The following is a 14,482-nucleotide window of genomic DNA, read 5'->3' as shown; positions in this document are numbered from 1 at the left end:
GTGACGTCTGTTAGTTTGCCAACCAAAGCTGCAAATGCTCGGCCACCGGGCCCAGCGCCAGCGCCGGCACGAAGGTCAGCGCGCCCACCAGCAGCACGGTGCCGATCAGCAGGCCGATAAACAGCGGCCCATAGGTCGGCAGGGTGCCGTTGCCCGCCGGCTGGCGTGGCTTGGCGCTCAGCGAACCGGCGATCGCCAGCACCGGCAGGATCACCCCGAAGCGGCCGACGAACATGGCGAAGGCCAGCAGCAGGTTGTAGAACGGCGTATTGACGCTCAAGCCGGCGAAGGCGCTGCCGTTGTTGTTGGCGGCGGAGGACAGGGCATACAGCACTTCGCTGAAGCCGTGGGCGCCCGGATTGAGGATGCCGGCGCGGCCCGCGTCGGTGCCGATGGCCAGCGCGCTGCCCAGCAACACCAGCGTCGGCGTGACCAGGATCGCCAGCGCGGTCATCTTCATGTCGTAAACGTCGATCTTCTTGCCCAGATATTCCGGGGTGCGGCCGATCATCAGACCGGCGATAAATACGGTCAGCAGCACGAACAGCAGCATGCCGTACAGGCCGGAGCCGACGCCGCCGAACACCACTTCACCGATCTGCATCAGCCACATCGGCACCATGCCGCCCAGCGCGGTGAAGGAGTCGTGCATGGCGTTGACCGCCCCGCAGGACGCGGCGGTGGTCACCACCGAGAACAGGCTGGTGGCGAGAATGCCGAAGCGCGACTCTTTGCCTTCCATATTGATGTTGCTGTCGGCGCCCAGCGCGCTCAGGTGCGGGTTGCCCGCCAGCTCGGCGTACATCACCACCACCACCGCCACCACGAAGATCAGCGCCATCGCCCAGATCAGCGCGTGGCCCTGACGGTTTTCACCGGCCAGTTGTCCGAAAGAGAAGCACAGCGCGCAAGGGATCAGGAAGATGGCCAGCATCTGCACGAAGTTGGTCAGCACGGTCGGGTTTTCGAACGGGTGCGCCGAGTTGGCGCCGAAGAACCCCCCGCCGTTGGTGCCGAGCATCTTGATCGCTTCCTGCGAGGCGACCGGCCCCATCGGCAGCGTCTGCTGCGCGCCTTCGAGCGTGGTGACGTGCAGGTAAGGCAGGAAGTTTTGCAGCGTGCCCTGGCTGACGAAGAACAGGGCGATCAGCAGCGCGATCGGCAGCAGCACATACAGCGTGATGCGGAACAGATCGGCCCAGGCGTTGCCGACGGTCTTGCCGGCGCGGCGGGTAAAGGCGCGGATCAGCGCAAAGGCCACGGCGATGCCGGTGGAGGCGGAAACGAAGTTCTGCACCGCCAGCCCGGCCATCTGGCTGAAATAGCTGAGGGCGCTTTCACCGCTGTAGGCTTGCCAGTTGGTGTTGGTGACGAAGCTGACGGCGGTGTTGAGCGCCAGATCCCAGGAGAGGCCAGGGAAGCCTTGCGGGTTGAGCGGCAGCGAGCCCTGCGCCATCAGCAGGGCGAACAGCAGCGCCAGGCCGAGCAGGTTAAACGCCAGGATCGCCAGCGCGTACTGCCACCAATTCATCTCGGTGGGGCGGATGCCGCAGGCGCGCCAGACGCCGGCTTCCACTGCGCGCAGCGCAGGCAGCGGCTCACCTTCGATCAGGCGCGCCATAAAACCGCCCAGCGGCCGTGCCAGCAGCAGAAGCACCAGCAGGAAACTGGCGATCAGTAAAAAGGCTGAAGCCGCCATCAGAAATCCTCCGCGTTAAACAGGGCGTAGACCAGATAGGCCAACAGCAGCAGAACCAACAGCGCACCACCAATAACGCTGAAACTCACGGGACACCTCCAGAGGTGTTGTTTTTGATAGAGGCAGTGTAGGGAGCGGGGTAGAAAGAAGATGAAAAAATCGCGCGGGCGGGTGTAAAAAAAGTATAAAAATGGCTGAAATTTCAGCAAAAATTGAGCATTTCAACCAGCAGGTTGGCGGCGAGATTGCGCCTGATGAGTGAATAAGCAAGGGCAGAGGCGTGGCAGCAGGAACCGGATAATAACCACAACGTAACCAATGTTAAGTTAAAAATTAACTTGGTTGTAACAAAATTACGAATCGCCGCGGTGATTAGCGATTTTTTGTGCGATTTAGTGGTCGGATGAGTAGTAAACTTTCATCAAGTGCGCTAAAATTTTGTCCAGTTACCAAATTACCGATTGTTCATTTGATACGCCCACGCCGTTTTCCCTGACAAATCAACGGCAGGCGTTTTTAAGGAGGTTCGCATGTCTACGACCTATCACGCTTATTCACTGCATCGGATTCTCCTGCGCCGCAGCGCAGTGGTGATCGCGGGCATTTTGGCCCTGCCGGTGATGCTGTTCCGCAGCGATCGCGGGCGTTTTTACAGCTACCTGCATCGCGTCTGGTCAAAAACCAGCGATAAGCCGGTCTGGCTGCAGCAGGCGGAACTGGCGTCCTGCGACTTCTACTGAGTCACTGCCGACTCACGAACAACCCTCGCCCTGCGGCGGGGGTTTTTTTATGCCCCAAGCCCGCTGCCGTCCAGCGCAAGGTCGTATTTGGCAAGCCATTCTTCTACACTTTCCCCATCGACCAACACCACGAGAGAACGGTATGAGTGACAAGATCCCTATCGGCATCAGCGCCTGTTTACTGGGCGACGCGGTGCGTTTCGACGGTGGCCACAAGCGGCTGGCCTTCGCGGTGGAACAGTTGGCGCCCTATGTGCGCTTTGAGCCCGTTTGCCCGGAAATGGCGATCGGCCTGCCCACGCCGCGCCCGGCGCTGCGCCTGGTGAAACAGGCGCAGCCGTGGCCGGCGATGCGCTACAGCAACGACGCCGGCGTGGATCTGACCGAGGAGATGCGCAGTTTCTCCGCGCAGCGCGTGGCCGCGTTGCAGCACCTGTGCGGCTATATCGTCTGCGCCAAGTCGCCGAGCTGCGGCCTGGAGCGGGTGCGGGTCTACAGCGAGAACGGCAAGGACTCGCGTAAAAACGGCGTCGGGCTGTTTACCGCCGAGCTGCTGCGCCAGATGCCGTGGCTGCCGGTGGAAGAGGATGGGCGTTTGCAGGATGCGGCGCTGCGGGAAAACTTTATCGAGCGAGTGTACGCGCTGTATGAGTTGAACATGCTGTGGCGTCAGGGGCTGACCCGCGGCGGGCTGATCGCGTTTCACAGCCGCTACAAACTGTCGCTGCTGGCGCATTCGCAGCCGGCGTACCGCGAACTGGGGCGTTTCGTCGCCGACATTCACCGCTGGGACTCGCTGGAAGACTTCGCCGTGGAGTACCGCAGCCGCCTGATGGCGCTGTTGGCGCACAAGGCGACGCGCCGCAACCATACCAACGTGCTGATGCACGTGCAGGGTTACTTCCGCCGCCAGCTCAGCGCGGCGCAGCGCCAGGAGCTGGCGCACCTGATCGACCGCTACCGGCAGGGCATGCAGCCGCTGCTGGCGCCGATCGCCTTGCTTAAGCATTACATGGCGGAATACCCCGACAGTTATTTGGCGGAACAACGCTATTTCGAACCTTATCCGGAGGCGCTGCGTTTGCGTTACGGCCATTGATTGACAAGGGAATTTTATGACCACGCATCTGGTCTGGTTGCGTAACGATCTGCGTATCACCGACAACAAAGCGCTGCACGCTGCCTGCAGCGATCCCAAAGCCCGGGTGCTGGCGGTGTTTATCGCCACCCCGCAGCAGTGGCGGGAACATGAGATGGCGCCGCGGCAGGCGGCGCTGATCCACGCCAGCCTGCGGGCGGTACAGCAGGCGCTGGCGCAAAAGGGCATTGCGCTGCATTGCCATGCCGGCACGGACTTTGCCGCGTCTATCGACTGGCTGGCGGAGTATTGCCGGCGAGAGCAGGTGGACGCGCTATTTTACAACCGCCAGTACGAACTGAATGAACGGCGACGCGATGCGCGGCTGGAGCAGCAGTTGAATGGACGGGTAACGTGCCACGGTTTTGATGACAGTCTGCTGTTGCCGCCGGGCAGCGTGCTAACCGGCGGCGGCGAGATGTACAAGGTTTATACGCCGTTTCGCAACGCCTTCATTCAGCGCCTGACTGAGTCCGACGTGAGCTGCCTGCCGGCGCCGAAGATCCGTGCCGATGGCGCGTTGCCTGCGCCTGAAGCGCCGGTGGCGTTCGATTATCCCGCGGCGGACATCGGGGATGATTATCCCGCCGGCGAGGAGGCCGCGCTGCAGCGGCTGCGCGCCTTTTGTCGTGAGCAGGTGCAAGATTACCTTCGGCAGCGCGATCTGCCCGCCCTCGCCGGCACCAGCAGCCTGTCGCCCTATCTGGCGATCGGCGCGCTGTCGCCGCGCCAGTGTTTTAACCGCCTGCGCGCCGAATGCCCGCAGCTGCTGGAAGATCGCGAGAGCGGCGCTTTCGCCTGGCTGAACGAGCTGATTTGGCGCGAGTTCTATCGCCACCTGCTGGTGGCCTACCCCGAGCTGTGCCGCCATCGTCCCTTTATCGCCTGGACGGACAAGGTGCGCTGGAGCGCTGACGCGGCGAAGCTGCAGGCCTGGCAGCGGGGCGAAACCGGCTATCCGATCGTCGATGCCGCCATGCGCCAACTGAACGCTACCGGCTGGATGCACAACCGGCTGCGCATGATCAGCGCCAGTTTTCTGGTGAAGGATCTGCTGATCGACTGGCGCGCCGGGGAGCGCTATTTCATGTCGCAACTGCTGGACGGGGATCTGGCGGCCAATAACGGCGGCTGGCAGTGGGCGGCCTCCACCGGCACCGACGCCGCGCCGTATTTCCGCATCTTTAACCCGACCACCCAGGGTGAACGTTTTGATCCACAAGGCACTTTTATCCGTAAATGGTTGCCGGAACTGGCGGATGTGCCCGACAATGACATCCATCATCCCCATCGCTGGGCGGAAAAGCAGCGATGCCCGCTGAACTATCCGCTGCCGATCGTCGATCACAAGCAAGCGCGTGTAGAGACGCTGGCGGCGTTCGAGGCGGCAAAACGGGGAGAGTCTTGAGGCAACTGCAAGGAGCGACGTAATGATGAAAAAGGTGCTGGCCCTGTGTCTGAGCGGCTATTCCGCGCTGGCGATCGCCGGCTTTGACGTGGTGGCGCTGGGCGTCGACGGCGGCGTCAGCGACGGCAACCTGACCTCTTATCTGATCCGCAGCGATAATCAGCCGCAGTATGTGGCGCTGGACGCCGGCTCGCTGCTGCCGGGCATCGCCAAAGGGCTGGAGAAGGGCAGTTTCCCGCAGGTGACCCCCGAGCTGGCCGCGCCTTATACGCCGCAGGGCTATGTGTTCCGGCAGTTGATCGGCGGCTATTTCATCAGCCACGGCCATCTGGACCACGTGGCGGGGCTGATCGTCGGCTCGCCCGAGGATAATAAAAAAACCGTTTACGCCCAGGCGGACACCGTGCTGACCCTGCGCAACCATTACTTCAACTGGAAGGCCTGGCCGAACTTTACCGACGCCGGCAACGGCTCGCGGCTGGGCACCTACCGGCTGCAAACGGTGCGGCCGCAGCAGCGCTTTACCCTCGGCCTGACCGGGTTGACCGGCGTGATGTACCCGCTCAGCCACGATCGCTACCCGTCGTCAATGCTGCTGATTTCCAACGGCAACGAGTTCTTCGCCTACTTCGGCGATACCGGGCCGGACAAGGTGGAGCAGTCGCGCGATCTCGATACCGTGTGGCGCGTGCTGGGGCCGCTTGTCGAGCAGAAAAAGCTCAAGGGCATGATTATCGAAACCTCTTACCCTAACGGGGTGGAGGACAAACATCTGTACGGCCATCTGACGCCGGCCTGGCTGCTGAAGGAGCTGAAGAACCTGACGCAGTACAGCGGCGGCGAAGGCTCGCTGAACGGTCTGCCGGTGGTGATCAGCCACATCAAACCGAGCCTGAAGCAGGGCGAAGAGGCGCGCGCCGCCATTGCGCAGCAGCTGGCGCAGGGCAACGATCTGGGGGTGAAATTCATCCTGATGGCGCAGGGCGATCGGCAGACATTTTGACTATGAAGAGAGAAGAGAATGCGTAACCTCGATCTGGAACAACTGATCAACACGGAACTGAACGCCGCGGCGTTTCAGGACTATGCCCCCAATGGATTGCAGGTGGAAGGGCGCCCGCACGTGCAGCGCATCGTGACCGGCGTCACCGCCTGTCAGGCGCTGTTGGACGCCGCGGTGGCGCATCAGGCCGACGCGATCATCGTGCATCACGGCTATTTCTGGAAAAACGAGGCGCCGGCGGTGCGCGGCATGAAGCGCAACCGCCTGAAAACGCTGTTGACCCACGACATCAATCTGTACGGCTACCACTTGCCGCTGGACGCGCATCCGGTGCTGGGCAACAACGCGCAGCTGGCGCAGGCGCTGGGCATTCGGGTGATTGGCGACGTCGAGCCGCTGGTGCCGCACGGGGAATTCGAACAGCCGCTGACCGGCGAAGCGCTGCAACAGCGCATCGAAAGCCGGCTGGGGCGCGCGGTGCTGCACTGCGGCGATAACGCGCCTGAGCATATTCGCCGAGTGGCCTGGTGCACCGGCGGCGGCCAGGGCTTTATCGACAGCGCGGCGCGCTTCGGCGTCGATGCTTTCATCAGCGGTGAAGTGTCTGAGCAGACCATTCACAGCGCGCGCGAAATGGGCGTGCATTTCTTTGCCGCCGGCCACCACGCGACCGAGCGCGGCGGCGTGAAAGCGCTGGGGGAATGGCTGGCTCAGCACCACGGTTTTGATGTGACCTTTATCGATATCCCGAATCCCGCCTGATTTTTTTCTGCGTCGGATCCAGCCCGGCCTGCGCGCCGGCTGAATCCTTTTATCGCGCTATTTCCTTATTTTCCTTATGGTTGCGTTCTATTGACAGCCGGGGCTGCGTCACGCATAACTGGTGTGTTTTTCAGCGCGATAATAATAAGGAGAATAAGGGTGCAACAAGCGCGTTATTACCTTTTAGGTGAAAGAGCGGTAGTGCTTGAACTGTCACCGCCGGTGACGTTGCCGAGCCAGCAGCGCATCTGGGCGCTGGCGGAAAAGCTGAATCATCATCCTGACGTGCGGGAAGTGGTGCCGGGAATGAACAACCTGACGCTGCTGTTGCATACGCCGCAGGCCGACGCCGAAGCGATGCTCGCGATACTGCAGCAGGGGTGGGAAAGCAAAGAGCGCCTGACGCCAGAGTCGCGTCAGGTGGAGATCCCGGTTGTCTACGGCGGGGAACAGGGCCCTGATCTGGATGAGGTGGCGCGCCATACCGGCATGACGCCGCGACAGGTGGTGGAATGCCACGCGGCGGCGGCTTACGTGGTCTATTTTCTCGGCTTTCAGCCGGGCTTCTCCTATTTGGGCGGCATGCCGGAAAAACTGGCGACGCCGCGCCGCGCCGAACCGCGTCTGGCGGTGGCGGCCGGCTCCGTCGGTATCGGCGGCGGCCAGACCGGCATCTATCCGCTGGCGACGCCCGGCGGCTGGCAGCTGATCGGCCGCACGCCGCTGGCGTTGTTCAATCCCCATGAAATGCCGCCGACGCTGCTGCGCCCGGGCGATAGCGTACGCTTTGTGCCGCAGAAGGAGGGCGTATGCTGATTATTCTGCGCGCCGGCATCTATACCACGGTGCAGGATTTGGGCCGTGAAGGATTTCGCCGTCTGGGCATCAGTACCGGCGGCGCGTTGGATCAACCGGCGCTGAAGATCGCCAACCTGCTGGTGGGCAACGCGCCGGAGGCCGCCGGGCTGGAGATCACGCTCGGCCAGTTCAGCGCCGAGTTTACCCGTCCCGGCTGGATCGCCCTGACCGGCGCCGGCTGCGACGCGCAGCTGGACGGTAAGCCGTTGTGGACCGGCTGGCGCTACCCGGTGAAAAAGGGGCAGCGGCTGGTGCTGGGCACGCCGAAGCGCGGCATGCGCAGTTATCTCGCGATCGCCGGCGGTATCGCCGTGCCGGAAATGCTGGGCTCGCGCAGCACCGACATGAAAGCCGCCTTTGGCGGGTGCGAGGGGCGTAATCTGAAGGACGGCGATCGGTTGCCGCTGGGCAAATCCGCCGCGCTGCCGCAAACCCGCTGTGGCGTGAAGCAGTTACTGTTCACCAATCGCATCCGTGCGTTGCCGGGGCCGGAGTCCGCCGAATTCAGCGAAGAGGCGCAAGATACGTTTTGGCGCGCCGCCTGGCAGCTCAGCCCGCAGAGCAATCGCATGGGCTACCGTTTGCACGGCGGCACGCCGCTGGCACGCACCACCGACAGAGAGATGCTGTCGCACGGCCTGATGCCCGGCGTGGTGCAGGTGCCGCACAACGGCCAGCCGATCGTGTTGATGGCCGATGCGCAAACCACCGGCGGTTACCCGCGCATCGCCTGCGTGATCGAAGCCGATCTTTACCATTTGGCGCAGATCCGTCTCGGCGAACCGATCCATTTCGTTCTCTGTTCACTGGCCGAGGCGCAGCGCGCCAAGGCCGAGCAGGATCTTTTCCTTCGACAGATTGCCTGGGGGTTACATGATCGTTGATTTGAACGCCGATCTCGGCGAAGGCTGCGCCAACGACCAGGCGCTGTTGCAATTGGTGAGTTCGGCCAACATCGCCTGCGGCTTCCACGCCGGCGATGCGCAGACCATGCGTCAGTCGGTGCGCTGGGCATTGCAGTACGGCGTGGCGATCGGCGCCCACCCGAGTTTTCCCGATCGGGAGAATTTCGGCCGCACTCGCATGCAGCTGCCGCCGGAAACGGTGTACGCGCAGGTGGTGTATCAGCTCGGGGCGCTGGCGGCCATCGCCCGCGCCGAGGGCGGGGTGATGGTGCACGTTAAGCCGCACGGCATGCTGTACAACCAGGCGGCGGTTGAGCCGGCGCTGGCGGAAGCCATCGCCCGGGCGGTGCAGGCGGTCGATCCGGCGCTGCGGCTGGTGGGGCTGGCCGGCAGCGAGCTGATCCGCGCCGGGCAACGGCTCGGTCTGACCACCCGGCAGGAGGTGTTCGCCGATCGCGGTTATCAGGCCGACGGCACGCTGGTGCCGCGCGGTTTGCCGGGGGCATTGATCGAGGATGACGAACAGGCGCTGGCGCAAACCCTGGAGATGGTGCGCCATCACCGGGTGCGCAGCGTCGATGGCGTTTGGACCGCCGTACAGGCGGAGACCGTCTGCCTGCACGGGGACGGCGAGCATGCGCTGGCGTATGCGCGCAAGCTGCGGGACAGTTTTGTTCAACAGGGCATCCGCGTCAGCGCAGAGCAGTAAAGCAAGACACAACATCACAAACAAAAAATTATTAGAAAATATCGAGGGAAGACTATGGAACAGGCCGTGAATCTCTGGCCACTGATCGGCATCGCCGCGATCGTGGTCGGGTTTGTATTGCGTTTCAATCCGGTGCTGGTGGTGATCGCCGCCGGCATCATTACCGGTCTGGCGGCGCTGATGCCGCTGGACGTCATTCTGGAAAAGCTCGGCGAGGGCTTTCTCAATACCCGAAACCTGCCGCTGATCCTGCTGCTGCCGCTGGCGGTGATCGGCCTGCTGGAACGTCACGGGCTTAAAGAGCGGGCGCAGGCGTGGATCGCCAAGATCAAAAGCGCCACCGCCGGCCGTTTGCTGATCGTGTACCTGTTCGTGCGCGAGATCACCGCGGCGATGGGGCTGACCAGCCTGGGCGGGCATCCGCAGATGGTGCGGCCGCTGCTGGCGCCGATGGCGGAAGGGGCGACGGAAAACCGCTACGGCGAGCTGCCGGAGCGTACCCGCCACCGCCTGCGCGCCATGTCGGCCGCTACCGACAACGTCGGGCTGTTCTTCGGCGAGGATATCTTCGTGGCCTTCGGTGCGATCATCTTCATGCATAACTTTATGCTGGAGTCCGGCGGCATTCAGACCGAGCCGCTGCATATCGCGCTGTGGGGCATTCCGACCGCCATTTTCGCTTTCCTGATCCACGCGTTCCGGCTGTATCGGATGGATAAACAGCTGAGCGCCGAGCTGGCGCAGCTGAATCAGGCGGCGCTGCAGGCGAAGGGGGAAGCGCGATGAACTTCCAGCAACAATACCTTTACTGGCTGGCCGGCGCGGTGCTGCTGATTGTGGCGGTGATGTCCTTGCGCGATCGCGCCAACCCGCGCCGCATCACCACCGGGCTGTTTTGGGGGCTGTACGGCCTGGTATTCCTGGTCGGCGACTGGACTTATCGCCTGCTGAGCGATGTACTGGGCGAGGGCAGTAACGAAAAACGCATGCTGCATATCATCGTTGGCGCGGTGGTGGTGGTGATGGCCCTGATTGCCGGCTTCGGCGGCGTGCGCCTCGGCAGCTATCACCAGCGGACGCCGCAGGAGCGCGAGGCGAGCGCCAAGCGCCTGGGCAACAAGCTGTTCATTCCCGCGCTGGCGATCCCGGTGGTGACGGTGGTCGGCGTGCTGCTGTTCAACAACGTGCCGGCGTTGCAAAACGCGGTATTCGGCAGCGGTAACCACGCGACGCTGATCACCCTGTTCTCGATGACCGTCGGCTGCCTGATCGGGTTGGCGATCGCGGTGACAATGACCCATGAGAAGGCGCTGCAGCCGATACAGGAAGCGCGGCGCCTGCTGGATTCGATCGGCTGGGCGTTCATTCTGCCGCAGATCCTCGCCACGCTGGGGCTGCTGTTTACCGTCGCCGGCGTTGGTACCGCGATCTCGCATTTGACCCAGGAATATCTGGCGGTCGATAACCGCTTTATCGCCGTGGCGGTCTACGCTATCGGTATGGCGGTGCTGACCATGGTGATGGGCAACGCCTTCGCCGCTTTCCCGATCGTTACCGCCGGCATCGGCATTCCGATCCTGGTGTTGCAGCACGGCGGCAACCCGGCGGTGATGGCGGCGATCGGCATGTTCTCCGGCTATTGCGGCACCCTGATGACGCCGATGGCGGCGAACTTCAACATTGTGCCGGCGGCGCTGCTGGAGTTGCCGGACAAGAATGCGGTGATCAAGGCGCAGGTGCCGACCGGCGTGCTGCTGCTGTTGGTTAACGTGTTCCTGCTGTATTTCCTGATGTTCCTGTAGGAGTAAGGATGCAAAAAGTATTGATTACCGGCTTCGAGCCGTTTGGCGGCGAGCGCCTCAATCCCTCCTGGGAAGTGGTGAAGCAGCTCAACGATATGGAACTGGTGGGCACGCGTATCGTGGCGCGCCAGTTGCCGTGCGTGTTCGGGGCCGCGCTGGAGGCGCTCAATGCGGCGATCGACGAGGTGCAGCCGGTGATGGTGCTGGCTATCGGCCAGGCCGGCGGCCGCACCGATATCACGATTGAACGGGTGGCGATCAACGTCGACGATGCGCGTATTCCCGACAATCAGGGGCAGCAGCCGGTGGATGAGCCGATCGTCGCCGGCGGTCCGGCGGCCTATTTCAGCACTTTGCCGATCAAAGCGATGGTGAGTTCGATGCGCGAGGCCGGCATTCCGGCCGCCGTTTCGCAGACTGCCGGCACCTACGTGTGCAACCATGTCATGTATGGCCTGCTGCACCGTTTGAGCGGCCAGCGCGAGGTCAAGGGCGGGTTTATCCATATCCCGTACCTGCCGGAACAGGCGGCGGCGCACCCCGGTGCGCCGAGCATGGCGGCTTCGACGGTGCTGTTTGCGCTGGAGCTGGCCGTTTCCATCGCTTTGCAGGTGGAACACGATCTGAAAGTGGTGGGCGGCGCGACGCATTAATCATGTCATCCCCGGCGCATCGGGCTGCGCCGGGTCTACGCAAGGAGTGGTCTATGCCGGAAGGACCGGAGATTCGCCGGGCGGCGGACAAACTGGCGGCGGCGGTGATCGATCAGCCGCTGACCGCCGTCGATTTCGCTTTTCCCCAGCTGAAACACTATCGCCAGCGTCTGCTCGGCGAGCGCATCGTCGCCATCGAGCCGCGTGGCAAGGCGCTGCTGACCCATTTCTCCAATGGGCTGACGATGTACAGCCACAACCAGCTGTACGGCGTATGGAAAGTGGCGGCGGCGGGAGAGACGCCGGAGACCAAGCGCGATCTGCGGGTGCGGCTGGAAACCGCTCGCAGCGCAATATTGCTTTACAGCGCTTCCGACATCACCGTCGGGCCGCGCGAGGAGATAGAACAGCACCCGTTTTTGCAACGCATCGGCCCTGACGTGTTGGACATGTCGCTGACGGTAGACGATGTGGCGGAGCGGTTGCTGACGCCGCGTTTTCGCCGCAGGCAGCTGGGCGGCATGCTGCTCGACCAGGCGTTTCTCGCCGGATTGGGCAATTATCTGCGCGCCGAAATCCTGTGGCAGGCCGAACTGGCGCCGCAGCACAAACCGCAGGATCTGACGCCAGAGGCGCTGCGCCACCTGGCGGAGGCATTGCTGGCAGTGCCGCGCCTCTCCTACCAGACGCGTGGGCAGGCGGATGACAACCGTCATCACGGCGCGCTGTTTCGCTTCAAGGTATTTCATCGCAGCGGCGAGCCCTGCGAACGCTGTGGTGGGATGATCGTGCGCACCGAGCTGTCGTCGCGGCCGTTTTATTGGTGCCCGGGCTGCCAGAAATAGCTAAAAAAAACGCCGCCCGAAGGGGCGGCGCTGTGCGGTTTCAGCCAGGAAAGCGGCTTACTTGTTTTTCAGCTGGGATTTGAAATCACGCTCGGCATAGCCGGTGTACAGCTGACGCGGACGGGCAATTTTGATGCCTTCGTCGTGCATTTCGTTCCAGTGGGCGATCCAGCCGATGGTGCGCGCGATGGCGAAGATCACGGTGAACATGGAAGAAGGAATGCCCATCGCCTTCAGGATGATGCCGGAGTAGAAGTCGACGTTCGGGTACAGTTTCTTCTCGATGAAGTACGGGTCGTTCAGCGCGATGTGTTCCAGCTCCATCGCCACCTGCAGCAGGTTGTCGTCTTTCTTGTTCAGCTCTTTCAGCACTTCGTGACAGGTTTCGCGCATCACGGTGGCGCGCGGATCGTAGTTCTTGTACACGCGGTGGCCGAAGCCCATCAGGCGGAAGGAGTCGTTCTTGTCCTTGGCACGCTTGATGAATTCCGGAATGTGCTCGACGGTCTTGATCTCTTCCAGCATTTTCAGCGCCGCTTCGTTGGCGCCGCCGTGCGCCGGTCCCCACAGGGAGGCGATACCGGCCGCGATGCAGGCGAACGGGTTGGCGCCGGAAGAGCCGGCGGTACGCACGGTTGAGGTAGAGGCGTTCTGCTCATGGTCGGCGTGCAGGATCAGGATGCGATCCATGGCGCGTTCCAGCACCGGGTTCACCACGTATTCTTCGCATGGGGTGGCGAACATCATGTGCAGGAAGTTGCCGGCATAGGACAGATCGTTGCGCGGGTAAACGAACGGCTGGCCCAGGGAGTATTTGTAGCACATCGCGGCCACGGTCGGCATTTTGGACAGCAGACGGAACGCGGTGATTTCACGGTGACGCTCGTTGTTGACGTCCAGCGCATCGTGGTAGAACGCCGCCAGCGCGCCGGTCACGCCGCACAGCACCGCCATCGGGTGCGAGTCGCGACGGAAACCACGGAACAGATGGGTGATCTGGTCGTGGATCATGGTGTGGCGGGTTACGGTCGTCTTGAAGGTCTCAAACTCTTCCGGCGTTGGGGTCTCGCCGTACAGCAGGATGTAGCACACTTCCAGGTAGGAAGACTCTTTCGCCAGCTGCTCGATAGGGAAGCCGCGGTGCAGCAGCACGCCTTTGTCGCCGTCGATGAAGGTAATCTTGGATTCGCAAGAAGCGGTGGAGGTAAAGCCGGGATCAAATGTGAAATAACCTTTGGAACCCAGAGCGCGGACATCGAGGACATCAGGGCCCAGTGTCGGTGTCAATACGCCCAGTTCGATCGGAGCTTCGCTGTCGTTAATGGTTAGCGTCGCTTTCTTATCAGTCATTTACTGTCTCCTTAGCGCCTTATTTTAAAAACCACTAACAACTGAAATACCTTAAATCTCTGCAGGTTGCCCGCAAAAAATGGTGCGGACGCTAACTCTGTGAGCGACTGCGCAACTGTGCGCGGGTAGGGTACAGAGTGCTGACCAGGCGAACGAGACGGGTGACCAGTTGTTAACGATTCAGAGTAATTCGTTATAGTCTGTTAATCTTACCTATGAGCTGTTCGAAGAGATGTGAACCTATCCCAATAAACTGTTTTTATTTGCTTTATTTGCTTTTTGACGCCGGCAAAATCGAGCGGGAAACAACGGCTATTGGGATAGGTTCGCCAAATACACTGTTGCATAACTCGAACCCGGGGGGAAGTGTATCTGCTGACCCGTAGCGCATCATAGGACCGTTTGTGCCCCTATATGTAATGGAAATGTTGATCTCTTGTCAAATCAGATAATTAATTTTGCACTAATTGTGAAATCCGTGATCTGAATCACTGTTCGGGGGAAATGTTATCAAAGCGGTTGTATGAGAATTGTAATCAGAATGTGATCCTCCTATACTGCCGCCAGGTCTCCGGATTACCCTGAAGTAGGAGCACCCAGCGTTATAAAT

15 protein-coding genes are annotated in these 14,482 nt (G+C 61.8%); 12 read left to right on the top strand and 3 right to left on the bottom strand.

The annotated features are described in order from the left end of the window. Window positions 1–10 precede the first annotated feature (10 nt). A complete protein-coding gene (kdpA, locus tag J0X03_RS17775) occupies window positions 11–1,699 on the bottom strand; it encodes a potassium-transporting ATPase subunit KdpA (protein WP_033642186.1) in 1,689 nt (562 codons plus the stop codon). After that, window positions 1,699–1,788, bottom strand: a complete 90-nt coding sequence (locus J0X03_RS17770; RefSeq protein WP_016928742.1) for a K(+)-transporting ATPase subunit F — start codon at window positions 1,786–1,788, stop codon at window positions 1,699–1,701. The genes kdpA and J0X03_RS17770 overlap by 1 nt, the downstream gene beginning before the upstream one ends. Before the next feature lie 441 nt (window positions 1,789–2,229). Between J0X03_RS17770 and J0X03_RS17765 the strand changes: the two genes are divergently transcribed. From J0X03_RS17765 to nei, 12 genes are all read left to right on the top strand, one after another. Further along, window positions 2,230–2,439, top strand: a complete 210-nt coding sequence (locus J0X03_RS17765) for a YbfA family protein (protein ID WP_004939916.1) — start codon at window positions 2,230–2,232, stop codon at window positions 2,437–2,439. A gap of 142 nt (window positions 2,440–2,581) precedes the next feature. Then, entirely contained in the window at window positions 2,582–3,538 is a 957-nt protein-coding gene (locus tag J0X03_RS17760) for a YbgA family protein (RefSeq protein WP_033651168.1), read from the top strand. Window positions 3,539–3,554: 16 nt separating this feature from the next. After that, on the top strand, window positions 3,555–4,985 hold the full coding sequence (phrB, locus tag J0X03_RS17755) for a deoxyribodipyrimidine photo-lyase (protein WP_160204084.1): 1,431 nt from the start codon (window positions 3,555–3,557) through the stop codon (window positions 4,983–4,985). A gap of 22 nt (window positions 4,986–5,007) precedes the next feature. After that, entirely contained in the window at window positions 5,008–5,988 is a 981-nt protein-coding gene (locus J0X03_RS17750; RefSeq protein WP_047025695.1) for an MBL fold metallo-hydrolase, read from the top strand. An 18-nt stretch (window positions 5,989–6,006) separates the two neighbouring features. Further along, window positions 6,007–6,750 carry a type 2 GTP cyclohydrolase I gene (locus J0X03_RS17745; RefSeq protein WP_016928738.1) on the top strand — a complete coding sequence of 248 codons (744 nt, stop codon included), beginning with the start codon at window positions 6,007–6,009 and terminating at the stop codon, window positions 6,748–6,750. 159 nt (window positions 6,751–6,909) lie between these two features. After that, window positions 6,910–7,566 (top strand): 5-oxoprolinase subunit PxpB, encoded by a 657-nt coding sequence (gene pxpB / locus J0X03_RS17740; protein WP_129993244.1) that lies wholly within the window; start codon window positions 6,910–6,912, stop codon window positions 7,564–7,566. Then, entirely contained in the window at window positions 7,560–8,492 is a 933-nt protein-coding gene (pxpC, locus tag J0X03_RS17735; RefSeq protein ID WP_129993245.1) for a 5-oxoprolinase subunit PxpC, read from the top strand. The genes pxpB and pxpC overlap by 7 nt, the downstream gene beginning before the upstream one ends. Then, window positions 8,482–9,222, top strand: a complete 741-nt coding sequence (gene pxpA / locus J0X03_RS17730; RefSeq protein WP_004939906.1) for a 5-oxoprolinase subunit PxpA — start codon at window positions 8,482–8,484, stop codon at window positions 9,220–9,222. Before pxpC ends, pxpA begins: the two co-directional genes overlap by 11 nt. Before the next feature lie 54 nt (window positions 9,223–9,276). Then, on the top strand, window positions 9,277–10,008 hold the full coding sequence (locus J0X03_RS17725) for a DUF969 domain-containing protein (RefSeq protein WP_016928734.1): 732 nt from the start codon (window positions 9,277–9,279) through the stop codon (window positions 10,006–10,008). Further along, window positions 10,005–11,024, top strand: a complete 1,020-nt coding sequence (locus J0X03_RS17720) for a DUF979 domain-containing protein (RefSeq protein ID WP_047025692.1) — start codon at window positions 10,005–10,007, stop codon at window positions 11,022–11,024. The genes J0X03_RS17725 and J0X03_RS17720 overlap by 4 nt, the downstream gene beginning before the upstream one ends. A gap of 8 nt (window positions 11,025–11,032) precedes the next feature. Continuing rightward, the gene (gene pcp, locus J0X03_RS17715) at window positions 11,033–11,677 is read left to right on the top strand and encodes a pyroglutamyl-peptidase I (protein ID WP_016928732.1); all 645 of its coding nucleotides are present in this window, start codon (window positions 11,033–11,035) and stop codon (window positions 11,675–11,677) included. 53 nt (window positions 11,678–11,730) lie between these two features. Next, complete coding sequence (gene nei / locus J0X03_RS17710) at window positions 11,731–12,522, top strand: endonuclease VIII (protein WP_069100738.1); 792 nt, start codon at window positions 11,731–11,733, stop codon at window positions 12,520–12,522. A 57-nt stretch (window positions 12,523–12,579) separates the two neighbouring features. On the opposite strand, the gene J0X03_RS17705 is transcribed toward nei, so the two are convergent. Next, window positions 12,580–13,872 carry a citrate synthase gene (locus tag J0X03_RS17705; RefSeq protein WP_016928730.1) on the bottom strand — a complete coding sequence of 431 codons (1,293 nt, stop codon included), beginning with the start codon at window positions 13,870–13,872 and terminating at the stop codon, window positions 12,580–12,582. Between the last annotated feature and the right edge of the window lie 610 nt (window positions 13,873–14,482).

It is taken from the genome of Serratia ureilytica, assembly GCF_017309605.1.
GTDB classification, from domain to species: Bacteria; Pseudomonadota; Gammaproteobacteria; order Enterobacterales; family Enterobacteriaceae; genus Serratia; species Serratia ureilytica.
This window is presented reverse-complemented; position numbering and strand designations above follow the sequence as displayed.